Raw genomic sequence first — 25,667 nt, 5'->3', positions numbered from 1 at the left:
GCGGCTCCTAAGCGAGCCTGGCTAATTCCTCTTCTATAATCTCAGGTTCCAGCTTCTGAAACACGGGTTTGGGTTTAGAAACTGACCTTCCGATTTGAATTTCATGCCTTCCCCAATGTGGAACGTCATCGTAATCGCCCGTAATAATGGGGTAGATGAAATCTGAACCGTCTTCTCTAGTTTGGTCTAAATCTTTAACTTCTTCAATACGAGGCATGGGGGCAATATCCCCTTGCCCACCAAATACCCGGTCAATGGCATTAGCCGAGGACGGTAAGAACGGCGAAAACATCAGGTTCAGATCCGCAATCACCTGCGCTAATACCCACAATATCGTGTGCAGGCGCTCCTGAGTCTCTGGAGTTTTCAATTTGAAGGGCTCGGTAGCGGCTACGTATTGATTCGCTAGCGACACCAGATGCATAATCTGCTGCAGCGCTGCCTTTTGCCGATGAGTGGCAATCAGCTGTCCTACCTCAGCAAATCCGGTTTCAACCTGGTCTAATAACTGTTTATCTTCGGGTTGTAACTGTCCGGGCTGAGGAATCGCTCCCACCCGTTTATGAATCATCGAAGCCACCCGATTAACCAAGTTACCCCAGGCAGCAACCAATTCGTCATTAGTGCGGCGCACGAACTCTGCCCAGGTGAAATCCGCGTCCTGATTTTCCGGGCCAGCTGCGGAAATAAAGTAGCGTAAGGCATCGGCCTGGTAGCGCGAAAGCATATCCCGCACATAAATCACCACGGATTTAGAGGTCGAGAATTTCTTGCCCTCCATAGTCAGGAATTCCGAAGAAACCACTTCGGTGGGCAGGTTGAGCCGCCCCATTTCACCGGGCTGACCTCCACGCTCGCCCTCGCCGTTATATCCGAGGAGCTCCGCTGGCCAAACCTGGGAGTGGAAAACGATATTGTCTTTGCCCATAAAGTAATAGGAACGTGCCTGCGGGTCATTCCACCATTCCCGCCAGCGTTCTGGCTGACCGGTGCGCCGTGCCCATTCGATACTGGCAGATAAATATCCCACCACTGCGTCAAACCACACATATAGGCGTTTGCTGGGTTGGTCTTCCCAACCGGGAACCGGAATCCCCCAGTCAATATCGCGGGTCATAGCGCGGGGCTTAATTTCCGCCAAAATGTTCTCGGAAAACCTAATCACGTTGGGTCGCCAAGTCCCCGAGGCCTCGCGTTCATCGAGCCATTTCCCGAGGGCGTCCGCGAGCGCGGGAAGATCCAGGAAATAGTGGGAGGTTTCCTCAAACTTGGGGGTTTCCCCATTGATTTTTGAAACTGGGTCAATCAAATCGATGGGATCGAGCTGTTTACCGCAGTTGTCACATTGATCCCCGCGGGCTCCGTCAGCTCCACACAGCGGGCAGGTACCTTCGATATAGCGATCCGGGAGCGCCCGGCCACTGGAGGGACTAATCGCGGCCATGGCTCGCTTTTCAATCAGGTAGCCATTGGCCCGTACCTGCGCAAACATGGCTTTAGTAACCGCAATATGATTTCCGGTAGTAGTGCGGGTGAACAGGTCATAGGATAGCCCCAGGTTCACCAAATCTTCTACGATTAGCCGGTTGTTGCGGTCGGCAAGTTCTTGGGGGGAGATCCCTTCTGCCTCTGCCTGCACCAAAATCGGGGTACCGTGTTCATCGGTTCCCGACACCATTAACACCTCATGTCCCGCCATTCGCATATAGCGGCTGAAAACATCGGAGGGGACACCAAAACCGGCTACGTGCCCAATATGGCGCGGACCGTTGGCGTAGGGCCAAGCAACAGCGGATAAAACATGAGTCATACCTCTATCCTAATGCCCCATTGCCGGAAGCAAAATATCCCTAAAGACCTGGTTATTTTCGCTCCGCAAGCGCCTGGTTATAAAGCGCCTTGGAACTGAGACCGCTTTGGGCGGCTACGGCTTTAGCCGCATCTTTTAGTCTTTCGCCGTCCTCTACCCGGCCAAGGACGAGCCCCACTGCTTCCGTGGGCGTCAAGGGGGTCTGCGGCGCGGCTCCTGCCACCACCAGTACGATTTCTCCGCGCACCTCGGACGCTTTTTCTTTAAGTTCGCTAAGACTGCCCCGCCACACGTCCTCGTGCATCTTGGTGAGTTCCCGGCAGACTGCAGCTCGGCGACCAGCGCCAAAAACCTGGGCTAGTGCCTCCAAAGTTGCTGCTAAACGCCGAGGGGATTCCAAGAAAATCATGGTGCGTTCCTCGCCGGAAAGCTCCTCTAAGTGCCGCCTGAGCGCAGTTTGTTTGCGCGGCAAAAACCCTTCAAAGCAAAAGCGATCCGTAGGCAACCCGGAGAGGGCGAGGGCGAGCAGCGGCGCAGAAGGGCCAGGCAGTACCGTCAGTGGTACCCCGCGCGCTATTGCCACCTGTACAATCACATATCCGGGGTCAGAAACCGTAGGCATTCCCGCGTCCGTTACCAACAGAACGCGTTGACCGCGCTCGGCGCAAGAAACTATTTGTTCAGCTTTCGCCTGTTCATTGTGTTCATGGCAAGAAACTAAGGGCGCACGCCTTGCTACCCCCAAGCGTTCGCGTAGCAGCCCGGTGCGACGGGTGTCTTCGGCTGCAATCAAATCTGCCTGTTCAAAGGCGCTAATCAGGCGAGGGGTAGCATCAGCGAGATTACCAATCGGGGTTGCCGCTAAAGCGATGACACCTGCATCCCAGGAAAACTGTTCCACTCTCACAATTATGCCCTATCCGGATAATATCGAATACATGCAAGCAATGCCTGGACGTCCCGCTCCGCCCCCACCGGCAGCGGCACGAAAAACTTTGACGACAAGCGACAAGGTAAAGCCTAAATCCCGACGCAGGCGTCCACCTGCACCTTCGTGGACATCTGTTACCTCACTGCCTCGGCTCTACCTGCGCGGATGGCGCGGACGGCGAGACAAAGAGGTAATCGACAACCAGCGATCCTGGATAGTTACCGTTATCGCCTGCGCGATCGCAGCCATCGCGCGCTTGCCCCGCCTGGGAGCCACCCGCAAACTGATTTTCGATGAAACCTACTATGTAAAAGATGCCTATTCTCTGTGGCATTTTGGTTACGAAACTAACTGGCCCAAAGGCGGGGACGTTAAGTTCGCAGCCGGGGATTTTGCGGCGGCCACTGCCGATCCCGCATTCGTAGTGCATCCTCCCCTGGGTAAATGGATTATTGGGTTGGGGATGAAGCTTTTCGGTTGGTCCAATCCTTTCGGCTGGCGGATCGCCGCCGCTATCTGCGGGATTATTTTGGTGTATCTAACCTGCCGCCTAGCTTGGGCACTATTTGACTCTTGGATTCTCACCGGGATTGCCGGGATTTTTATCGCCACCGATGGGGTGGCGATTTCCCTCTCGCGGGTAGGACTCTTAGATGGGATTTTAGCCGTGTTTTGCCTGGCTGGGGTGCTGTGCGTGGTTTATGACCAGCTACAGGTGCGTCGCAGGATGGTTCGCGAGTTGTTGGGAGCCGAGCTGGGCAACGACCTGGCGGGAGTGCGCTGGTGGCTGGTAGCAGCAGGGGTCTGGCTAGGATGTGCCTGCGCCGTGAAATGGTCCGGACTTTACCTGTTGGCAGTGTGCGGTATTTTCGTGTTCTTGCGGGATCTCACTTTACGGCTTTCGGTGCTGCGGATATCCCCTAGCGCGCTCAGCAAGCAGTATCCCGGCATTAAGGGTAAGCAACGTGCTTGGCTGGGGGCGATTGTCCGGGGAGGTCTACCGGCGTTCGCACAGCTAGTCTTAGTAGCCTTCGGGGTGTATTTACTGAACTGGTGGAACTGGTTTACTCACCCTGATGCCTGGGGCCATGGGAAGACGGCCTCCGCAGCCGGAGATTCCTCTTGGTTAGATCCGATTTCTGATTACGTCACCTATATGAGTGAGGTAATGACCTTCCATACCGGGGTAACCAGTAAACACCCCTACCAGTCCTATCCTTGGCAATGGCTGATTAATCAGCGCCCTACCTCGATGCTTTTTGAAAAACCGCATGGCGATAACGGAGATTTCACGGTGGAAGCCATGTCTTCACTGGGTAACCCGATGCTGTGGTGGGTAGGAGTAATCGCCCTGGCAGTGATTATTTACTGTACGTTCGTTAGCCGTGACTGGCGGGCGGGAGTAATCCTGGTCGGCTACCTGGGACTGTGGGCACCCTGGCTGTTGTACTGGTATCGCACCATTTTTATGTTCTATATGGTGGTGCTCACTCCCTTCCTAGCTTTAGCCGTTACCTATCTGATCGGGCTCTTCCTGGGGTTATTGCGGCCATACCCCGAGCCGCTGCTAGCGTGCCGAGATCAGCTAGTTGCCCCGTCGCGGCGCACTCCCGATATCGCGGTTTCGATGGGGATTGCCCTGGTTATCGTGATTCTACTAGTCGCGCTATTCTTCTACCCGGTGGTTAGCGGGATGCCGATTCCCTATTCACATTGGGGTTGGCGTATGTGGTTTAGCTCCTGGATTTAGGGCGCCCCTCACCCCGTCTGTACCGCCTTTATCTCTGCTGTTTAATAGGAGGAAGCTCGCTAAAACCCTAGGGCAAGAGCGACAGGGCGATGCCGTCTAATATGTCAGTTTCGGAGGTAAGAATTTCTTTTAATCCGGATCCGTCTGCCTCGATTTCCCCGTTTACCCGTTCAATAATTCGGGACCATACCAGCGCACCTGCGCCGATAACATCGGCGCGCCCGGTGGGCATATAGCCGAGGGCGGCGCGCGCTGTAACCGGCTGATTCATCATCCAGTTACACGAGCTCAGCATTTGCGCGGGGGTGATCCGCGAGCCATGGATTTTTTCGGGCTGGTATTCTTCTAAGCCGAGGGCGTGGGCGGTAATGGTAGTGACCGTTCCGGCCACCCCAATCAGGGTGCGAGCGCGGTCTAACCCTAGTTTTTTATCTGCTTCATCTATCAGCTCATCAATGGCGGAAGTGGCTTTTATTAGGGCTTTCGCCATGCCGGGAGTCTGGCGGGGATCTAGGGAGCCGTCCCCGCGTTTAGCCTCGGCAATCACCGGCGCCAGGTAGCGTTCAAATATACGCACCGAACCCATATTGGTGGAAATGGTGTCTATTACCTGCCCGCGCTGCCCTAAAACAAACTCGGTAGACCCGCCCCCAATATCTACCAACAGTACCGGCTCGTCCTCGTCTTTAAAGGAGGAGGTAGCACCCGAAAAGGATAGGGTTGCTTCTTCGTCTCCGGAAACCACCTCGGGGATTACCCCTAGGCGCTGCTTAATCCCGGTGAAAAACTCCTCCCGATTTTTCGCGTCCCGGCTGGCGGAGGTGGCAACGAAACGAATCTTGTCCACCCCGGATTTGGCGATAATCTGTGCGTATTCTTCTGTGGCGGTAAAGGTGCGTTCTAGGGCTGCCGGTGCGAACTGCCCGGTTTTATCGATCCCCTCTCCCAGGCGCACTATCCGCATTTCTCGAGATAGAACGGTCAGCGGCTCGCTGGGATTCTCCCGGCGAGCAATGATTAAACGAATCGAGTTGGTGCCACAATCAATACCTGCAACTAATGCCATAGCCCTATATTTTCACGGATTCAGATTCCTGACTAACAGGAGAGTTGAATGAAAACTATGGGTCGAAGGTATTTCTTGCCGAGATAGCGATGCCTAGACGCACCCGATTATCGATGGGAAAACCAGCGACTATTCACAGTAGCAGTGCTCGCTGTCCCACAGGGCGGCGGCTTTCAGGTCAGCTAGCGCTAAGTCACCGATGGGGTTTGCTTTTTTGCCGCAAGCGAGGGTTTGGGCAGCGAGGGCGTGTAGGCATTTGACCCGTTCGGGCATTCCGCCTGCGCTGATACCCGCAATTTCTGAGACTTGTCCAATTCCAGTTTCTTCACCTAGGGCGTTTCTAGCTTCGATATAGGAGACGTGAGCGCGGCGATACGCCTTAGCGACATCTTCATCCTCGGACAGTAATTGCTGATAGTCAGCCATTTTCCCGGAGGCTTCCAAGGTGGATAGGGAGCGCACCAAACTGGGGAGGGTCAAATACAGGGTCGTAGGAAACGGAGAACCATCCTCTAGGCGCGGAGCGGTTGCCACTACCGCGGGCCGGCCGCATACGCAGCGCGCAGCGACTCCCACTACCCCCCGAGGAATCCTCCCTAACTGGGAAGATAAGGTTTCCAGGTCGGCAGGGGTGGCTTCGTCAAGTTCAAAACTCATTTCTTTTTTGCCGTTTCTTGTTGAGGGGTGGCTCCCGGGGCGGGTTGCGGACGAGTTTGAGTCGAGGATTCTTTAGAGGCTGTGCTTTGCCCCGCCATTTTCACCGAGTGGGTTACTTCTAAGTACCAGGGGCGAGCCGGCAGTTTCTCTAGTTTTGCTTCCTGGCGTGCCTGATAGTCTTTGCCGGGATCCACCACCGCATAGCGGGTTTCACCCGGTTTTACGTAACCGAGGCGCTCGCGCGCCTGCTGGGTTAGATAGTCTGAGTTATCCCACAACTCTAATTCTTTATGCAGTTCTCGGTTTTCTTGTTTCGCCGCCACCAGTTGTGCATGTACCTTGTTACGTTGTTCCAGCTGGCTTACCAGGTCAAACAAGGGCGCCCCCACCAGTAGCAAAAATATGGAGGCTACCACCAGGATGCTACCCACGGTTACCGAAAAGCGTGAACCTACTTTGACCCGCCGGTTTGCCGCTTTAACCATCGGGGAACGTCCCCGATTGCGCTTAGCGGTGCGCACCAAAGGAGAAACTGACCGGAAGGCAGAGCCCTGCTTGCGGGTATTCTCTCTTTGTACACTTTTAGGCGGTTGCGGAGACTTCACGCCTTCATTATTTCATCATTATTGACAAATAGCGCTCCGGCATTCTGAGAGGTCGAGTATTCAGCGCGATTGCTATTACTCCCGAGCACGTCGCCGAACAATCACCATTCCCGCAGCCCCAAGCGTTAAAGCTGCGATGCCTGCCATGCCTGCCAGGCTACCAGTATTAACCAGGGAACCCCGATTCTGTCTGACCGCTGTAGTCGGGTTGTTGGGGTTTTGTTTCTTCCCATCAGCGACTGTTCCGCTGTCAGGCTGAGTCGGATTATCCGAGGGCACTGTTCCCGGTTTCTCGGGTTCAGTACCCGGCTTTTCGGGGTCAGTACCGGGTTTCTCGGGGTCAGTTCCTGGCTTGGGATCGTCCTTCTGGTCAGCGGTAAATGTCCACTTCACCGCGCGGGTAGCCGCAAATGAATAATCATCACTAGCGGTAGCGGTTACTGTCACCGATTTACCGGGAGCCACCGCCTGATTTTGCGCGTCATAGCTCACGCCGACAGTGGTGGGAATCTGAAGATTTCCAGCCTCACTGGCAAATTCAGGGGTGGCTGGCACCGTGAATTTCCATTCAGTGGTGGCACTTTCTCCCAGTTTGTAACCGGCTTTCGCTTTTAGAGTCACAACTACGGGGCCGGCCGGGTAGCTATCAGCTAACGCGGCTCCATTAACCAGATATTCGATACCTTCAACCTGCGGCAAAGTCACTTTACCGCTAACTTCGTTTCCTGTAAGACTCAGGGCAAAACCTGGAACTTTACCTTCCACATATCCTTTATCGGTTTGCGGATTTTGACCCGGAGTTGGAGTATCGGGTTCGCCAGTAGTAGTTCCCGGTTTCACGGGGATAACTTCCGTATCTACTGTGCGATCAATATAGGTGATAGTGGGGCTGACGAACATTGATGGTTGGGCGGGATTGCCGGTGGATTCGGCAACTACCCGCACAAAGTCCCCTTTAGAAACCTGTAAAGCATTCGCGTCATTGGCGGTGAAATTAAATTCTCCATCCGGGCGAATATCTTTCTTTGCTAAAGTCAAAGAACGTTTTTCACTTCCATTAACCAGCAGTTTCACGGTGACTGTCCCGCCGGTAGCATCCCCTTGACGCAAGAATGGTTCCGCAGGTTTACCTGCCGCCGCGTCCTTAACTTTGAAAGTAATATAACCGGTCTTGGGAGCCCGCCACGCCATTGCGGTTGCGCCCGCCGATGTCGGGGAATCAGAAAGCAAACCGTTAAGAGCGCTCCGGTCGGCGGGAGCTAGTTGAGCCCCGTTAATACCCGGCCCGTAATACCCGTCTACCTGCCAGTTCGGCCATGCAGGGTCAGCTTTATCGATATTTACCCATTTACCATTAGCACCTGTCTGCTTTTGCCCAAACCAGACATTGCCTTGCACGTTATGGGTGTAGTCATCCAGCCAGCTATACACGTTATCTATAGACAGCGGAAACTCGCTGGTAACTTTGCCATCTAAAGAGGTAATCTTTAGCTTCATTCCCGCTGCCACCAGTGCGTCCTCTGCCTGAGCGTTACCGGCAGTATCAACTATTTGCGCTTTACCCTCTACAGTTAGGTTAGAGAGCACTTCCGCGATGGTGCTGGGACTCTTTTCAGTTGAGGGAACGTGGATAGTATTTCCTGCTTTATAGGCACCATTCTTGCTGGGTACGGTTTGTCCGTCAGTTACCTGATAGGTGGTGCTAACCAGTTTCGCGCTATCGGTAACGGTTGCTGGCGGGAGCGGTTTTTGATCGGTAGAGACTGCCCCAATATCAAAGGTGTTGGCAGTGCGACCAAAGAAATCAGTACCTAAAGCAAAGCCGTTATCGTCAGTTATTCCTTTACCTTTCCCAATTGCTGGCGAGTTAGCGGCTAGCTTGTAACCATCAAAGACCGTGGTCTTGGCATCCGCTGCGGCATAACTTAACCCGGGGAAATAGTGAGGGTGTGCTTTCATGTCAGTGGCAGCATCACTGGGAGCTTTCCCGGGATCTGCCAGGACTGCGCTGCCTTTACTTACTTTTACGGGATTCTGGTCGCTAGCGGGATAGTTAGCGTAGTTGTAGTAAAGGTTATGCGAGTAAGTTACCTTGGCATTCCCATCAATATCTTTTGGATTCCAGGTGATATGCCCTAGGGGATTCCAAGATTCAGTGCGGGGTTGGTCACTCATATTGTAGAAAATATTATTTTCTACTTTCATCGTTCCTTGCTGAGCTTGCGCAGGGTGCAAAATCGAGGATCCTGATTTCAAATAGAAAGTATTGTTGTAAACATGCGCATTCGGATACTTTCCGCTATAGCTTGGAACCCAAAAAGTTGGTGAAAGCGCCCCGAGGGAATCGTTTTGCGCAATATTGAAACGGAAGGTGGAGTTTGCTGCCTGATCTCCGCAGAACATCACCGTTCCGCCAGAGTTATTGGCAGAATAGTTGTACTCGTAGACGGTACCGTCGCCTGAGTCCGCATCCCAGGGCATTCCGTCACCGTTACCTTTATCGGCATTTTGGGTATTGAAACCCTCGTTGAAGCGGAATACGGCATCTTTTGATTTCCACGGCCAAATGGAGGCAGCTACGCGCCCTCCCGTCTTAGCAAATTTTCCGGGAGTATCTTTCGCAAAAAGATAATCGGTAGTGTTCATCTGGGTAGCAATCTCGGTGGCTACATTGCTTTCAACTACCGGCTTATACCCGTACATGGCGGTAATCGCGTCACCACCGATATTCTTAATAAAGTTATTGCTGATTACCACATTTGTGGAACCATACTTGGTGATGACCTCATCAGGAATCTGAATACGACCATCAACGGCAACGCTGGCGTAAGCACTGTAAACAGCGGCTATCCCCCAGCGTCCGGAGTTTTCTACCCGGTTATTGATAATCTGTAAGTCATTAAACCGGGGATATCCTTTCTCCGGTTTGTCCAAGGCAGGCTTAAATCCCGGAGCCTTACGTTCGGCAGCTGGTTTCATCTGGTCGCTGGCGATTAGGGAACTGAAATAAATCGCACCATTAACACTGTGTTTATTGTAGATATTACCTTTCACATCATGGACGTAAAGGTTCTTTAACACCACATGATCTAAAGTTCCCCGGTTTTGAGCGATCCCGGCAATCCCGGTGCGGTCAAGGGCGCAGTTATCGTTATAGGCGCACCCATTTTCTTTTCCGCTGCCATCTTCAAGCCGTTTATTGGTGATTTCTAGGTCGCTAAGCTCGATATTTTCAGTATCTTTTAGCATTACGGTAGAAGAAACTGCATCCTTAGCCAGATAATGCTGACTGTGCCCCAAGGTCAAACCATAGTCCAGTTTCCACTGTCCCTGGCCATTAGCGGCAATTACCGGTTTAGCACCCTCACCATATGCCGAAATCACCAGGGGCGCTCCATCACTATCTACCTGGTAGGCGCAGGTAGTGCCGTCATTAAACTTGAAGGATTTATCGCCACTGATACACAGATGCTGGTTGTTAAAGACATCCCCACGTTTTAACAGAATCTTGTCACCGGCATGCAGAGTCAGTTTATTGACAGCATCCAAGGTCTTAAGGGGTTTAGCCTCAGATTTTCCATCATTAGCGTCATTACCCGCTGCACTCACGTAATAGGTAGTGGCAGGAATAATTTCCGCCTGCACCGGGGCAGCTACTGCCGGCAACTGAGACAGGGCAACCAAACTGGTGGCAAGCACTGTGATACCGGTAGCTTTAGCAAGTTTCTTCAGGTTCATCTTTCCCCTATCGCCTGCTGGGTAACCAGCTCTATTTACTGAAAGTGTCTTTAACGAAAGCAACTACGCTTTCTTGATTTATCACCGTATCCATACCCTGAACCTGCTGAGCCAACAAGTCGTAATAAATCTGGGTACGAAGATCAACTTTGACGCTGGGTGAGATAATCTTCCACTTTTCTTCTTCCGAGGAAAGCTTAGCAATTTCTTCACCAAAATCCCAGGCGTTAGCCAAATAGTGATCTTTAACCTGTCGGTCACTAACCCTCATCCCTGGGGCTTGTTCAGCATTGATATATTGGTCGCGCAAACCGCTGACATATTTCGAAAGATAAACCGATAAACCAGGTTGCTCGCCCTCGAAACTCTGATTCCGCGTGACCGTTGCGTCGTCACTAGGGGAGCTACCCTCTCGCCAAGACTGCAGCGCCTCTTCCCAGGTGGGGGTGTTCATTTGTCCCCCTAGCACCGCCTGCCTATAGGCAGCGTGCTGTCCTTCTAGTAAATGCACAGCCTGGCAAGCAGCATATTCAGCCGGTTTGCGGGCGCTCGCGCAAAACTTTTTACTGGCAGGCGAATACGCTTTTTGCACTACCAGCTGTTTACGTTCGTTCTCGGAGCTAGCAGTAGGGGCAGCGGTTAGGCGGGTACATTTAGCTTGATTTTTTTGCCAAAAGTCAGCGCCAATAGAGCTTTCTTCGCCGGCGCAAGCCGCTACCGCCTGGGATTTAACCTCTGAGAGGGCGTATTTAAACTCGGCAGCGCCCACCTTTTGCCCGGCGATAGTTACCCCTGGCAGTTGAGGTTTTTCTTTTGTCGCTTCGGTATCTGAGCGAGGTATCCCCACAGCCCAGATAACAGTCCCCACTAGAACACAAAGCGCTATCCCGATAAGTAAAGCGGCAGACGCCAGCCTCCCCCCAGGAAACCTAGTGAGCCGTTTACGCTGATCCTTTAACTGATTTTTGGCTAACGCAGATTTGCCGGCGCGCGATTTCATAGGCGTTTAAAGCGTAGTGCTACCCCCGCACCCGCAAATAACGCGGCCGCAAGCAGATACCCCCAGGGGGAAGAACCGGTGCGGGCAAGATTACCTGCGGTAACGTCGCTAGCGGAGGATTGCTGCTGAGGGCGATTCTTCGACTTATCTAAGGAACCTGGCGTAGTCGGGTTAGCCTTTCCGGGGTTACCGCTAGGTTTATCCGTTGGTTTATCAGTAGCTTCCGGTTTAGGAGTGTCACCACCGGGGCCTGGAGTTTCGCCCTCACCGGGCTTATCGGGCTGGCTGGGATCTACCACCGGAGGTTCAGGTTTATCGCAATCCAAGTTTTCCCGAGTAGGCGCAGTCCAGCTCCAGATTGTTTGCACCCCGGCAGAAATGACGTATCCCGCTGCTGCTTCGGCTTTGATACGCAGAGTTTGTCCGTAATCATAGGTGAACGTCCCACCAGATTGGGGAGTTATTTCTTTACCATTTACAGTCACTGTATAGCGCACGCCCTCTTGCGGTTTAACCATTCCAGAGGGCTTTACGCTGCAGCTAACCGGGTCTTGATCTGCGCCATCAACATTTGAAGAAGCCGCCGGGGTTACCAGTTTGGCTGTGGGATCGTAGTAGTTCAAAGCGGCGATTCTGCGCCCATTGGGAGCGGGAATCCCCGATTCTTTCAGCAAGAACTTGCCTAGCAGTAACTGTCCTTTGTGATTCAAGCTGCCCTGACTATCGACAATGTCACCATAGTTGGGGTTCTTTGCTTGCAGCTTTTGAAAGTATTGATGGGCGTCAATTGCCGGTACTTCCTCGTCAGCAGCTAGCTGTAACATTGCGTCGGCGTATTTGTCTACCTCGGCACTGGCTTCGGCAGGCGTAACTAGCACCACGCGGATTCCGTCTGCCTTCGCCTGGGCAACCAGCTGTTTGATATTGCTCTTAAAACTGTCAAGCGTTTCATAGGGCTGCCCGGCGGGATTTAGCGCATCGGGCATCAGGTATAGCACCTGCGGCTTATGTCGTTTTACCTGGCTGTCATATGCGGCTAGCATTTTGGCGGTGGTCTGCCCCGGATAGGACGAATTCACTACGAAACGCGAGCGAGCGGCAAGCTGCAGCCCGCTAGGGTTATTGTCACAACTATTACCGTTACATTCCCAGCTCACCACTTCGTCAAAAACTTCGGTGGCGGATTTAGCGGAAATATCGCCCTCGCCCCCATAGATAGTGTCCGAACCTAAAAATACCCAGGTGTTGGGGTCGCCCTTAGCATTATGGATAAAGGGAGAAATCACCGAATTAACCGTAGCGGCACCGGCTTGTTCGGCTATTTGCTGTTCGCTCAACACTTGATCCGAAACCGCGACATAATCTAATACCCCGGAAAATGAGCTCTCGGGAGTGGGATTTGCACCCACCCGCGCTGCGCACAAGGTTACATAATCTACCGAGAAGTTATTTAAGGTGAGGGCGTTAGCGCCGGCAACTCCCGCACCTTTCAACGGCAGTACCTTTACCCCGTCAAGATAGTAGTCGGCAGTACCGTCAGTAATGTTTACGCTGACAGTATGGAATTTTCCGTCAGCGACGATGGGATTTTGTAAAGTGAAACCGTCAAGCTTACCGGTTTTGAATTGACGCTGAACCTTAAACTTTCCACCCTCCGCGATATCTAGGCGCAGCTGCAGATTAGAATCCTTATCAGCAAAGGAAATAAGGGTTCCGGTCTGAGTAGAGGTGGCTTTGAAACGCACCGTAAAGTTCTGTTTTCCAAAGGATGCTACCTGAGCGGCTTGGTCATCCTTTATCTGCGGGGAGCAAGATTCACTGGTGGTCTGGGCGTGATTGAACACCAGGTTTGCCGGGTGTGGGGGCTGTTTCTTTAACACTTCGGGTACGTTTTGCGTCACTGGCACGTCGGTGAGGGGACTTCCGTAACGCTCTACATATGCTTTGGAAGTATTGGCTAGCGCTGAATCTTCATTCCAAATATTCAACTGCTTTACCAGGAATTTTGCCCACTCCAGATAGCCTTGCGCACTGGGATGTACCCCATCGCCTTGCATCCAGCCGTCAGAGTTATCTGACGCGTGCTCGGTTTGCCAGAACTTTTGGACATCCAGCAGAATCACTTTCTTTTCTGCTGCCACCTCCCGGACAGTGTCCATCCACGCATCGAAAGAGGCATGTCGCCCGTCAGTAGGATAGTTTTGGGTTTGCAAAACCGGAATTGCCCCGGAGGCGCGAATCTGGTCGATAAAGTATTCGAGATTTTGTCGGTAAGTATTTTGTTCAACCCGTTCCTTGGTAGGGGCATTTACCGAATCATTCATCCCCAGAGCCAAAAAGACTACGTCAGCACCTTTATCAAGGACAGATTGTTGGAAAGCTTGACGCAAATACCGGGTAGTCGAGTTAGCCACCCCGGTGTTCATCACTAAATCGTTAGTGCGTCCTATTCTATTAATGGGGGTCGAATGTAGATAAGAGTTGAAATACTCGCTGAAGCGCCGCAGCCCTTCACTGGTATTAGCGCCATGAGTTATGGAATCACCAGTAAATAGCCAGGAAATAGGGTTTTCTTGCCTCAATTTTGCCTGTAGTTTTTCCCAATCAGCTAAGGATTGGTTAGCTGCAGAAGCGGTATTTTCAGGAATATTGGCTTTAACCTGTGTGGGCATTGCCCAGTTCGCAGCGGAAACAGTAGCAGCTCCGGCTGGGGTAGAAGACCCCAGCCCAATAGCAGAAAAAAGCATCGCTAAAGTTACGCTAGCTGCCGCTAAAGACTTCTTCATCTTCATATATCCCCAGTATTCTTCATTACCCGCTGCTCGTTTAGATTAATCGCGAAAAAATTAACGCTCTAAACGTCTATCCTGCGAGATTCGGTAGCGAGTTAGTTGGTCTTTGGCTTCCTTGCTTATTACTTGTCTAACTCTAACCTTACTTTTGGGGTAAACCCCAAAAGCGCATGATTACCCCACAATGCTATCAACACTTTTTACCCGCACGAGTGAAGGTATTTAACTTCTGTTTTGATTCCGTTTCAATAGCGGGAAATCCGGGATTATTCCGAAGAAACCCGACAACGCGTTCGCGCGAACGCACATCGCGTGAATAAAACGAACAGATTTATCGGTGCCCTAATGCCTAAAAACAAAAAAAGGGGTGGGTCGAAAGAAAAATCTTTCGACCCACCCCGGATGTTTTGAGCTAATCGCCTATCAGCTGTATAGGCATTGCAAACTAGGCTTTAAAACGCGGGAATGCGTTCCGCCCAGCATATACCGCAGCGTCGCCCAGTTCGTCCTCGATACGGAGCAGCTGATTGTACTTCGCTACCCGCTCGGAGCGTGCCGGAGCACCGGTCTTAATCTGACCAGAGTTAGTGGCTACCGCCAGGTCAGCGATAGTTACGTCCTCGGTCTCGCCACTGCGGTGAGAAGTCATGGACTTGTAACCGGCGCGGTGAGCATCTTCAACCGCCTGTAGGGTTTCAGTCAGGCTGCCAATCTGATTCACCTTCACCAGTAGAGCGTTAGCTACGCCCTCTTTAATGCCGCGAGCCAGACGCTCCGGGTTGGTTACAAACAGGTCATCGCCAACCAGCTGAACCTTGTCACCGATATGCTCGGTCAAAGCCTTCCAAGCATCCCATTCGTCCTCCGATAGCGGATCCTCGATAGAAACAATCGGGTACTTGGCGACTAGTTCATCGTAGTACTTCACCATGTAATCAGTGTCGCGAGGCTCGCCCTCGAACAGGTACTTGCCATCTTTGAAGAACTCGGAAGAAGCCACATCCAGAGCCAAAGCCACATCTTTACCCGGCTCGTATCCAGCTTTCTTGATCGCTTCACAAATCAGGTCGAGAGCTTCCGCATTGGAGTCCAGGTTGGGGGCGAAACCGCCCTCGTCACCCAGGCCGGTCGATAGACCGCGATCTTTAATAACGCCCTTCAAAGTGTGGTACACCTCGGCGCCCATACGGAGAGCTTCCGCGAAAGAGTCAGCACCAATAGGGGCAATCATGAACTCTTGAATATCCACATTGGAGTCAGCGTGAGAACCACCGTTCAAAATGTTCATCATCGGAACCGGCAGCACGTGGGCATTGGGGCCACCCAGGTACTTGAAGAGGGACACCCCTGCTTCCTCGGCGGCGGCATGAGCAACAGCCAAAGAAACACCCAAAATAGCGTTAGCACCCAATTTGCCTTTGTTAGCAGTGCCATCCAAATCCATCATCATCTGGTCGATAGCGCGCTGATCAAAAGCATCTTCACCGATTAGCTCTGGGGCAATGTCATCCATTACGGCATTAACCGCATCCTGAACGCCTTTACCCAGGTAACGACCTTTGTCGCCATCCCGACGTTCCACGGCTTCAAAAGCGCCGGTAGAAGCCCCGGAAGGAACGGAAGCACGGGCAGAAGCACCCGAATCCAACAATACTTCCACCTCAACGGTGGGATTTCCCCGAGAATCAAGAATTTCACGGGCATTAATAGCAACGATTAGTGACACGGTCACGCTCCTTATAGATTTTGTTGATCACTTAATTACAGTCTACTGGAAGTAAAGGACGTCAGCAGGTTGCAAAAGTCCCTATCTTTAGGCACAGACGGAAAGAAAAATGTTTACTTAGCCGGCTGCGAACCTTGCGGCATTTGCCTTTGCAGCATTTGCTCCACCTTGGCAAAACTTTGCAGTTTCACTCCGGCACCCAAATCAGGTTCTAGCACCTGGATCCCGGTAGTATTCGACAATGCCTGAGTTAAGAGGGCGTTAATCTTCAAAGCCGCAGCCTGCTTGTCACCCTGTTTTTGCGCCGCCAGGAGCTTCGGCTGAATTCGCTTTGCTAAATCCGCAGATAACTTCCCCTGTTGCTGATCACTAGACAACTTTTGTAGCCGCCAGAAATCTAGGGTATCCGTAGAAAAGTCTGCCTGCTTAATGCCTGCTACCCCAGCTTCGGCAGCCAGCCACTTATTAATATCCGCATCGGTATATCCAGACTGGTTACGCAATTCTTCCCTGGCGACCTTCATCGCGGATGCCCAAGAGGCAAGGTATTGGGACGGTATCTCGCCGCGCTCTAGGGAATCCCAAACAGCTTGCGGATACACTTCAGTTCCCAACTGTTTTTGAACTTGGGAACGCATCTGTTGCATATAGGATACGCGCTGTTCATCAGTGGGAGTGGCCGCATTAATCTCAGCTGCCACCTGTTCGACCGGAAAACCATCTTTCGCGGTTTCAGCGTTGGAACATCCGCTAAGCCCCATCCCGAGCAGGGCGGTGCCGGCGCAAATACCAATAACTCGAAGAACTTTGTTATTCATAAGACTGTCTTTCTGAAGCTAATAGCTAGGGTTAGCTTATCAAGAGGGTGCGGTCAGCTCTATTCTTGTGCATTAGAATTTATTTTTCCAAAGGGGGTCAGCACATTTTGTAACAACTTTGCCACCCACTGCGCTAGCGGTTCATCATGCAGAGCGCTTTGCCCCAATTTTTCTCCCTTAGGAGCTGGCACCAAGATTTGGCGTACCGCCGGCTTAATCACCGTTCCCGGATGCAGCCGCTTTATCCGCAGCATTTGCGAATCCGCCAAGCTAATCGGGGCAAAACGCACAAAACGCCCCTGTGCCACAATTTCCTTAATCCCTAGGGCACGCGCAGCCATCCGTAGCTTCGCCACCGTAAACAGTAGCTGCACATTTGCTGGTGGCACTCCGTAACGGTCAGTCATTTCTTCTCGCACCGCTTCCAGCTGCGCTTCTTCCCGCACGCTGGATAGCTTTTGATACATCTCTAGACGCAGCCGTTCTGACTCCATATATTCAGGGGGAATATGGGCATCGATCGGCAGTTCAATCCGCACTTCACTATCGTCTGCTTCTGCTTGTGCGCCCTCTTTGAAACCGCGCACCGCCTCGGACACCATCCGGATATACAGGTCAAAACCAACCCCGGCGATATGGCCCGACTGCTGCCCGCCCAGCAGGTTTCCGGCTCCGCGAATCTCCAAATCCTTTTGGGCAACCGCTGTCCCCGCACCTAAATCGGTATTCGCGGCGATAGTTTGTAAGCGTTCATGCGCAGTTTCGGTTAACGGTTTATCGCCCGGGTAGAAGAAATAGGCGTAAGCACGTTCCCGCCCGCGCCCTACTCGTCCTCGTAACTGGTGTAGTTGGGAAAGCCCCATTCGATGCGCCCCGGAAACAATTAGGGTGTTGGCGTTGGAAATATCTAGCCCGGTTTCTACAATCGTGGTGCAAACTAGCACATCAGCCTGGTGGTTCCAGAAATCAACCATTACTTGTTCCAGTTGCTTTTCATGCATTTTGCCGTGCGCCACCGCGATCCTGGCTTCCGGAACCAGTTCCGACAGATGCGCCGCTACCCGGTCGATCGATTCTACCCGGTTATGTACATAAAAAACCTGTCCGTCACGCAGCAGTTCCCGTCGGATCGCTGCCTTTACCTGTTTGTCCTGGTAAGCACCAACAAAAGTGAGCACCGGGTGGCGTTCTTCCGGCGGGGTCGAAAGGGTCGAAAGTTCCCGAATCCCGGTCACCGCCATTTCTAGGGTGCGCGGAATCGGGGTGGCCGACATAGAGAGCACATCCACATTGGTGCGCAGAGCTTTCAAAGTTTCCTTATGTTCCACCCCGAAACGCTGCTCTTCGTCAATAATCACCAGTCCCAGATTTTTGAACCCGACTTCCCCAGTAATCAAACTATGGGTTCCGATCACCAAATCGATTTCGCCGCCACGTAACTGGTCTTTGAGTTCTCGCGCCTGGGCAGGGGTAGAAAAACGCGATAGCTGCCCAATTTTTACCGGGAAGGGCGCGAAACGGTCACTAAAAGTTTCAAAATGTTGTTTTACTAGCAGCGTGGTCGGCACTAGCAAGGCAACTTGGAACCCTTCTTGGATAGCTTTGAAAGCCGCGCGCACCGCCACTTCGGTTTTGCCGAACCCTACATCTCCGCTGAGCAGGCGATCCATAGGGGACGGTTTTTCCATATCCGCCTTGACTTCATCGATGGTAGCGAGCTGGTCAGGAGTTTCCTGATACTCGAACGCGTCCTCGAGTTCCTTTTGCCAGGGGGTATCGGGACCGAATGCGTGTCCTTTGGTGGCCTGACGGGCAGCGTAGAGCCGAATAAGTTCTGCCGCGATTTCCCGGGTAGCTTTACGGGCACGATTCTTGGTTTTCGCCCAATCCGCTCCCCCCATTTTGTTTAGCTGCGGAGTATCCGAGCCGGCATAGCGGGAAACCAAATCCAAAGAATCAGTGGGGACATAGAGCCGGTCACCAGCTTGTCCCCGCCGCGAAGGGGCGTACTCCAATACCAGATATTCGCGGGTAACTGCGTCTTGGCCTTTACCGATAGTGCGCTTGGTCATCTGCACGAAGCGTCCCACCCCATGCTGGGAGTGCACCACGTAGTCCCCGGGCTTTAGTGACAGAGGATCAACAATGGTTTTCCCCCGCCGACTAGCCAATTTGCGGGGAGCTTGTGCCAGGCGCGGAGAACGTCCAGTCAAGTCAGCCTCTGCCAATACCAGCAGGTGTGAGGCTTTCAGGGTGAAACCAGCCGCGATTTTACCGGCGGTAACCAGCACGCTTCCCTTTTCTATATCCGAGGACGTAGCTAGAGTGGCTACTGCACGGGCAGGCAGGCCTGCCTCGGAAAGATTAGCGGCGAATCGGTTGGCCAAGCCGCGTCCCGAACAGGAGATAATCACCTGCCAACCGGCGTTTAGGTACTGCCCTAATTCTTTAACTGCCTGGTCAATCTGTCCGCGGTAGCCTTTGGTCGCCCTCGCGCCCATGCTAGTTTGACCGTTGTAAACATAGGTGGGTCGGGTAGTTTCGCTGAGCCCATTTTCTTCTTCGCCCCCGCTGAGTTCCTCCGTGAGAGTTACGGTCTCCGCGGCCGGTTCTTCCTCGTTTTCGGCATCCAAAATATCTGCACTGGGCAGACCAGTTAGTTCCCACCAGCCAAGGCTTTTATCGAGAGCTTCTTGATTAAAATCATTGAGACTTTGGAGGGCGCGGGCAGCGCGGATCGGGATTTTTCCGCCTCCCGCCGCTGCTTGCCAAGCCGCCTGCTCAAATTCGTGGGAAGTGGCCAGCAAATCTGCGGCGCGGCGAGCTACTCTCCCCGGTTCGTCAATCACGATAGTGGTATCTTCCGGCAGCAAGGAAACCACGCTTTGCAGCCCGGGAGCCAACACCGGGGCTAAAGATTCCATCCCCTGGACTGCGATCCCCTGGCTGATCAGTTCTAACATATCGGCCACACCTGGCAGGGAGGGTTGCAGCTCGCTAGCGCGCTGCTTAACCTGGTCGGTTAACAGCAATTCCCGACAGGCCGGCGCCCACACCCCGGCAGGACTTTTTTCCAGGCTGCGCTGGTCTGAAAGGGAAAAGTAGTTTACTTCCTCTAGAGTGTCCCCAAAGAAATCTAAGCGCTGGGGATGAGATTCCCCGGGTACGAATACGTCAACAATTCCTCCCCGCACCGCGAATTGTCCCCGCGTTGACACCAAATCGGTTTTCTCGTATCCCAGCTCCAGTAGGCGGGTAGCTAGTTTATCGAGAGGATAATCTTCGCCCTCTAGAATTCTTAGGGGCTCAATCTCGGTTAAACCCGCTACTACCGGCTGCAATAATGCCCTAACAGGAGCTACCAGAATGGTTATCGCCTGCCCGGGGCCGCTGGTTTCCGGATGGGTCAGGCGGCGCAGGGCGGCGATTCGCTGCGCCATAGTGTCGGCACGGGGAGACAGCCGTTCATGCGGCAGGGTTTCCCAGGAGGGGAAGCGGGCAACTCGGGGCAGGTATCCCGCCAGTTCCGCCTCTACCTGTTCGGCGGCTCTGCCCGAGGCAGTTACATACAAGATCAGGCCGCGTCCCTTTTCCTTAGCCGCCTCAGTCTGCGCAGCTTTCTTAGTATTTACTGATGAGACGGGTAGCGGGGAAAACTTTCCGCTACTTACCTCGGTTTGCGCCGCGGCTGCCGCGAGCGCCGGCCTTACTCCGGCAGGACAATAAAGGGACTGGACGCTATGGGGCTGGGAGAAGAACTTTTTAGCTGCCGGCTCACTAGCTACTTTTTCTACTACGGCTTGCAAACTCATCGTGTCCATCTTAGATGAGAGCGCTACCCAGGTCACTTTTACCTGTTTACCCGGGTAGGATCAGGTACGAGGACGCGCCCGCGTAAAACACAAATAGCGGCTGCTTAGGAAGTGTAAACGTCGAAGTGGTTTCCCCGGGTACCCCGGTCATAGACTTTTCCTGGCCCGCCAAAGGGAGTGTTAATCACGGTGCCTTTCGGAGCATCATTGGCAAGCACAATATAACCGTCGGCGTCAGCTACATACCCGTTAGCATTCACGTGGCGGCCGGGAATCCGCAGTCCCCCACCGGGTAAGACTTTTTGGGAATAGTAGGTGAATTTATATCCGCTCCAATGCACTACGCCTGCTCTGCGTAAAGCTGCCAGGGAGTATTGCGCGCTGGAAGCACTAGCCCCAGCAGTACTTGCTTGCGAAGCTGGTTGCGGATTATCGCTGGCTAACGCAGTGGCAGGATCGGTTGTGGGGGATTCGTCTAAGACTTTAGCGCTAACTTTTTCTAAACCGTATTCTCCGCTTGCTTGAGCAACCGGGTTGGTTTTGGAAATGGTTTGCGTCGTCATTTCGGGTTGCGGTTGCCCGGCGGGAAGGGAAGCGGAATGCAGAGCGACTGCTCCCGAGGTACCGACTGCGGCTGCGATTACTGCAGTGGCTAACCCCGCCTGCCATAGTAGATGGCGGAATGGTTTCTTTCCTTGGCTATGACGTCCCACGATTTTCCCATTCAGTCGACAAAATAACCTGCCCGGTTTACCAGGCGAAAATCAGTCTAAACCATTATGCAATCATTTCGCTACCAAATCGTTACATTCGTAGCCCTTACCACAGTTTACGCAGAAAGCGTGGTGCCCCGCCGAGAAACGGCGGGGCACCACGCTCTTGGTATCAGATTTAAAATCGCTATTTTTCGATTAAACCTGGCTGCTCATCTTAGCGATCATCATCAAGAACTCGGCATTGGAGTTAGTGTTCTTCAGTTTAGACAGCACAAACTCGGTAGCCTGCTGAGGCTCTAGGGCGCTAAGCATCCGCCGCAACTTCCAAGTGACCTGCAGTTCTTCCTTGTTTAGCAGCAGTTCTTCACGGCGAGTACCCGAGGCGTTCACATCTACCGCGGGGAATAGGCGCTTATCCGCCAACTGTCGCGACAGACGCAGCTCCATATTGCCGGTGCCTTTGAACTCTTCGAAAATAACTTCGTCCATCTTGGAGTTGGTTTCCACCAAGGCGGTAGCCAAAATAGTCAGCGAACCACCATTTTCGACGTTACGCGCCGCCCCAAAGAATTTCTTGGGTGGGTATAGCGCGGAAGCGTCCACACCACCGGACAAGATCCGTCCCGAAGCCGGGGCTGACAGGTTATAGGCACGCCCCAAGCGGGTAATGGAATCCAGCAGTACCACCACATCTTGACCTAGCTCTACCAGGCGTTTTGCCCGTTCAATCGCTAATTCGGCTACCGAGGCGTGATCAGAGGCGGGACGGTCAAAGGTCGAAGCAATAACCTCTCCCTTTACCGTGCGCTGCATATCGGTAACCTCTTCGGGCCGTTCATCTACCAGTACCACCATCAGGTGACATTCCGGATTATTAGTGGTGATCGCATTGGCGATCTGCTGCAAAATAATAGTTTTACCGGCTTTAGGAGGAGAAACAATCAACCCGCGCTGTCCCTTACCAATCGGGGCGATCAGGTCAATAATCCGCTGGGTGGGGTTCTTGGGATTGTTCTCTAGGCGCAGCTGCTCATTCGGGTACAACGGCACCAAATCTTTGAACTGGGTGCGCGCCCTGGCGTCCTCGATACTCATCCCGTTGACAGCGTCCAAACGTACCAGGGCATTGTATTTTTGCCGCCGGTTATTTTCGCCCTCTTTGGGAGGACGCACTGCGCCCTGTACTGCATCTCCAGACCGCAATCCCCAACGGCGCACCTGTCCTAAGGTGACATAAACATCATTGGGGCCAGCTATATAACCCGAGGTGCGCACGAAAGCATGGTTGCTTTGCACATCCAATACCCCTGCGATCGGCAATAGTTCTTCCTCGTTTTCTTCGGAGGATTCCTCTTCATGATGGTCGTTTTTACCGCGACCGCGATTATCATTCCAGTTATCATCGCGGCGGCGATTCCGGTCACGCCGGCGATTACGCCGTCCCCGACCACGTCCCTCCCCGCGGTCTTCATCCTCTGCACTGGGCAAAGAAATCTCATCGACCGAATGAGGGGTCTCCCCTTTATTCTTCTTGGTCTTATTGCGGAGGTCTTTCTTGCCGGCGTGCTCGGCTAAATCCTGTTTCAGCTGCTCCTTCGCATCTTTTTTAGCATCGGATCCTTCGCGAACCGCAGCCTGATGTTGTCTGTTGTGTCTGCGCGTATCCGCTTTCCGTTGAGACGAGCCATTTTGGTTGGCACTAGCCTTCACAGTCTCTTGCGCGGCATCGCTGGCAGGTTGGGCGGAGCGAGCCTGACTAATCATTTCGATCAACTCATTCTTCCGTAAGCGGGAGATCCCCCGCAGCTGCATTTTTGCAGCTAGAGCCTTTAGCTCACCCAGCTTCATAGTGCGCAGATCGTTGGCATTCGCGTTTGTGCTCACAAACTTTCCTTTTGAATGTAGGTTGACGCAGATGCGCCTGGATATTAAGAATCGAGAAAAAAGGCCTCGATTTTGAAGGCCGGAACTGAGCGTCCCTGGCGGTAAACCCGCTAGGTGCTTTCGCCTTCGTGAGTTTAGCTTACCAGGATTTTCAGCGGGCAGGAAACTTGCGCTTAGTGAACCTGGCCATGACCTAAGTCCGGCAAATAGCTCAAACTGTCGCAAGAGCGTTACAGCTCTCGCACTCCGCGAGTATCCAACTCTAAGGTACGAACCTTCCAACCCACTTTCTCTGCCTTGGCTTTGACCTGATCACCCACGTTTGCCAGTGCCAATACACACGGCCCCGCCCCGGAAACAACTGCTGGCAGCTGTTGCGCCCGTAACCAATACATTAAGTCCAAAGAGGCCGGCATAGCGGCACGGCGATAGTTTTGATGCAAATAGTCCGTGGTAGCGGCCATCAATAGTTCGGGATGAGCTTGCAAGGCACTGACCAAAAGTGCCGCGTTGGCCACATTCCGGGCAGCATCAGCGTGGGGCACCTGTTCAGGCAGTAGCGAGCGTGCCTGGGAAGTATCCAATTCGAAATCCGGGATAAACACCGTGGGACAGAGGTCGTATTGATTTTTGATTTTCACTGCCCAAGTTTTTGGAAACTCCGGGTTCAAGGCAAGCGGATCCGTTTCTTCCTCCTGATCGTCCTGGTCGTTTTGCCCCATTTCAAGGAAAGGTGAAGTCAGTTCCTTGGTAGTGGCAGCTTCTTCACTGGAAGTGCCGTGGATTCCCGCCAGCGTGATTCCCCCATAAATCGCCGGCGCCAAGTTGTCGGGATGCCCTTCGAGGTAGGTCGCGATTCGCAGCATCGTTTCCTTATCGAGCACTTCCGGATCGGAAATAATCGCCCGGACAATAGCCAACCCGCTCACGATCGCGGACGCTGATGAACCCAGACCACGCGATTGGGGAATCTGATTTTCTTGCCAAAGACTGATCCCCACTTGGGAGGCTCCTACGGCATCGAGACCGAGGCGGATCGCCCGTACTACCAGGTGATTGTCGTCCTCCGGCAGCTTGTCTTTGCCCTGACCCCGTACGTGCACCTGGGTTTTTCCAACAGTAGCTCGAAAACGCACTCGATCATGCAGGGAAAGCGCTAGTCCCATACAGTCATATCCAGGCCCCAGATTAGCCGAGGTAGCAGGAACTTTTACTTCCGCCTCGTCCTTAACAATCCGCATCTTGCTTACTTCCGGTTATTTCAAGTCGAGGGCGGCGAGGGCGGCCTCCAGGGTGGGCGCGATTACCTGCGGGTTAATATCGCGATCGCCCAGAGCAGTCGCAGTATCTTTTAGACCGTTACCGGTAACCGTACACACAATAGTCGCACCCTCGGGCACTTTACCTGCCCCAGCAGCCCACAGCAGTCCCGCAACCGAGGCCGCGGAAGCTGGTTCCACAAAAATACCGGTATCGGCCGCTAACCGCGCCTGGGCAGCTAAAATATCTTCATCGCTGACCGCTGTAATAAAACCGTGGGAATCGTCCCGCGCTGCCGATGCATAATCCCAGGAAGCCGGGTTACCGATACGAATGGCGGTCGCCACGGTTTCCGGGTTGTCAATCGGGTGTCCAGCAACGAAAGGCGCAGCCCCTTTAGCCTGGATACCCCACATTTGCGGAACTTTACTGGCGCGCGCCTCCCCGAGTTTAGTTTCTTTTTCCAAGGAGGCGGCGGTGCGCCGACCAGCATATTCGTTATATCCCATCCAGTAGGCGGAGATATTTCCGGCATTTCCCACCGGGAGAACATGAATATCAGGCGCGTCCCCCAAGAAATCAACGATTTCAAAAGCCGCAGTTTTTTGACCCTGCAAGCGGTAGGGGTTAATCGAATTAACCAGGGCTACCGGATAGGATTCGGTGAGCTGGCGGGTAATAGTCAGGCATTGGTCAAAGTTTCCATCCACTGCCACTAGCCTTGCCCCATGCACAATTGCCTGGGCGAGTTTTCCGGCAGCAATCTTCCCAGCAGGCAGGATGACTGCGCATTCCAGGCCAGCCTTTGCCGAATAGGCAGCGGCAGAAGCTGAAGTATTGCCGGTAGAGGCACAAGCCACCATTTTTTGCCCACTAGAGAGCACCTTAGTAATCGCCATGGTCATACCGCGATCTTTAAAAGAACCGGTAGGGTTCATCCCCTCGACTTTGATAAATACCCGCGCCCCTACCTCGTCCGACAAATCATCGGAGTAGACCAGCGGAGTGCCGCCCTCTTGTAAGGTGACAATTTTTTCTTCATCACTTACGGGGAGCCAATCGCGATATTCGTTGATTATTCCCTGCCACAGATGCGCCATCT

At 53.1% G+C, this 25,667-nt stretch carries 16 protein-coding genes; 1 reads left to right on the top strand and 15 read right to left on the bottom strand.

Features of this window, described 5'->3' with window-relative positions; genetic code table 11:
* Positions 1-7 precede the first annotated feature (7 nt).
* Both metG and rsmI read right to left on the bottom strand, forming a co-directional pair.
* A complete protein-coding gene (metG, locus tag ACZ5BI_RS00975) occupies positions 8-1,810 on the bottom strand; it encodes a methionine--tRNA ligase (protein WP_316086779.1) in 1,803 nt (600 codons plus the stop codon).
* A 52-nt stretch (positions 1,811-1,862) separates the two neighbouring features.
* Positions 1,863-2,711 carry a 16S rRNA (cytidine(1402)-2'-O)-methyltransferase gene (rsmI, locus tag ACZ5BI_RS00970; RefSeq protein ID WP_464896425.1) on the bottom strand — a complete coding sequence of 283 codons (849 nt, stop codon included), beginning with the start codon at positions 2,709-2,711 and terminating at the stop codon, positions 1,863-1,865.
* 37 nt (positions 2,712-2,748) lie between these two features.
* Here rsmI and ACZ5BI_RS00965 point away from each other — a divergent pair, with 37 nt between their 5' ends.
* Positions 2,749-4,491, top strand: coding sequence for a dolichyl-phosphate-mannose--protein mannosyltransferase (locus tag ACZ5BI_RS00965; protein WP_316098123.1), 1,743 nt, complete (start codon positions 2,749-2,751; stop codon positions 4,489-4,491).
* Between the two features lie 67 nt (positions 4,492-4,558).
* Here the strand turns inward: ACZ5BI_RS00965 and ACZ5BI_RS00960 are convergent, their stop codons facing one another.
* The 13 genes from ACZ5BI_RS00960 to thrC form a co-directional block, all read right to left on the bottom strand.
* Positions 4,559-5,557, bottom strand: a complete 999-nt coding sequence (locus ACZ5BI_RS00960) for a Ppx/GppA phosphatase family protein (protein ID WP_316086609.1) — start codon at positions 5,555-5,557, stop codon at positions 4,559-4,561.
* A gap of 129 nt (positions 5,558-5,686) precedes the next feature.
* Complete coding sequence (locus ACZ5BI_RS00955; protein ID WP_316086608.1) at positions 5,687-6,214, bottom strand: DUF501 domain-containing protein; 528 nt, start codon at positions 6,212-6,214, stop codon at positions 5,687-5,689.
* Positions 6,211-6,819: an FtsB family cell division protein gene (locus ACZ5BI_RS00950; RefSeq protein WP_238128424.1), complete on the bottom strand. Its 609-nt coding sequence runs from the start codon at positions 6,817-6,819 to the stop codon at positions 6,211-6,213. The genes ACZ5BI_RS00955 and ACZ5BI_RS00950 overlap by 4 nt, the downstream gene beginning before the upstream one ends.
* A gap of 75 nt (positions 6,820-6,894) precedes the next feature.
* On the bottom strand, positions 6,895-10,557 hold the full coding sequence (locus ACZ5BI_RS00945) for a hypothetical protein (RefSeq protein ID WP_464896424.1): 3,663 nt from the start codon (positions 10,555-10,557) through the stop codon (positions 6,895-6,897).
* Positions 10,558-10,588: 31 nt separating this feature from the next.
* On the bottom strand, positions 10,589-11,557 hold the full coding sequence (locus tag ACZ5BI_RS00940; RefSeq protein ID WP_464896423.1) for a hypothetical protein: 969 nt from the start codon (positions 11,555-11,557) through the stop codon (positions 10,589-10,591).
* Positions 11,554-14,349, bottom strand: coding sequence for a GDSL-type esterase/lipase family protein (locus ACZ5BI_RS00935; protein WP_464896422.1), 2,796 nt, complete (start codon positions 14,347-14,349; stop codon positions 11,554-11,556). The genes ACZ5BI_RS00940 and ACZ5BI_RS00935 overlap by 4 nt, the downstream gene beginning before the upstream one ends.
* 445 nt (positions 14,350-14,794) lie before the next feature.
* Positions 14,795-16,075 carry a phosphopyruvate hydratase gene (gene eno / locus ACZ5BI_RS00930; RefSeq protein ID WP_278611367.1) on the bottom strand — a complete coding sequence of 427 codons (1,281 nt, stop codon included), beginning with the start codon at positions 16,073-16,075 and terminating at the stop codon, positions 14,795-14,797.
* Positions 16,076-16,188: 113 nt separating this feature from the next.
* The gene (locus ACZ5BI_RS00925) at positions 16,189-16,893 is read right to left on the bottom strand and encodes a hypothetical protein (protein ID WP_316085841.1); all 705 of its coding nucleotides are present in this window, start codon (positions 16,891-16,893) and stop codon (positions 16,189-16,191) included.
* Between the two features lie 59 nt (positions 16,894-16,952).
* The gene (gene mfd, locus ACZ5BI_RS00920; RefSeq protein WP_464896421.1) at positions 16,953-20,705 is read right to left on the bottom strand and encodes a transcription-repair coupling factor; all 3,753 of its coding nucleotides are present in this window, start codon (positions 20,703-20,705) and stop codon (positions 16,953-16,955) included.
* A gap of 104 nt (positions 20,706-20,809) precedes the next feature.
* Complete coding sequence (locus tag ACZ5BI_RS00915; RefSeq protein ID WP_316085836.1) at positions 20,810-21,418, bottom strand: hypothetical protein; 609 nt, start codon at positions 21,416-21,418, stop codon at positions 20,810-20,812.
* A gap of 198 nt (positions 21,419-21,616) precedes the next feature.
* Positions 21,617-23,269 carry a transcription termination factor Rho gene (gene rho, locus ACZ5BI_RS00910; RefSeq protein ID WP_464896809.1) on the bottom strand — a complete coding sequence of 551 codons (1,653 nt, stop codon included), beginning with the start codon at positions 23,267-23,269 and terminating at the stop codon, positions 21,617-21,619.
* A 266-nt stretch (positions 23,270-23,535) separates the two neighbouring features.
* Complete coding sequence (gene thrB, locus ACZ5BI_RS00905) at positions 23,536-24,546, bottom strand: homoserine kinase (RefSeq protein WP_464896420.1); 1,011 nt, start codon at positions 24,544-24,546, stop codon at positions 23,536-23,538.
* A gap of 15 nt (positions 24,547-24,561) precedes the next feature.
* A complete protein-coding gene (gene thrC, locus ACZ5BI_RS00900; protein WP_464896419.1) occupies positions 24,562-25,665 on the bottom strand; it encodes a threonine synthase in 1,104 nt (367 codons plus the stop codon).
* Positions 25,666-25,667 lie beyond the last annotated feature (2 nt).

It is taken from the genome of Varibaculum sp. GTC20041 (assembly GCF_055387755.1).
Note: the sequence above shows the minus strand (reverse complement) of the source record. Positions and strands in the feature narration are given on the sequence as shown.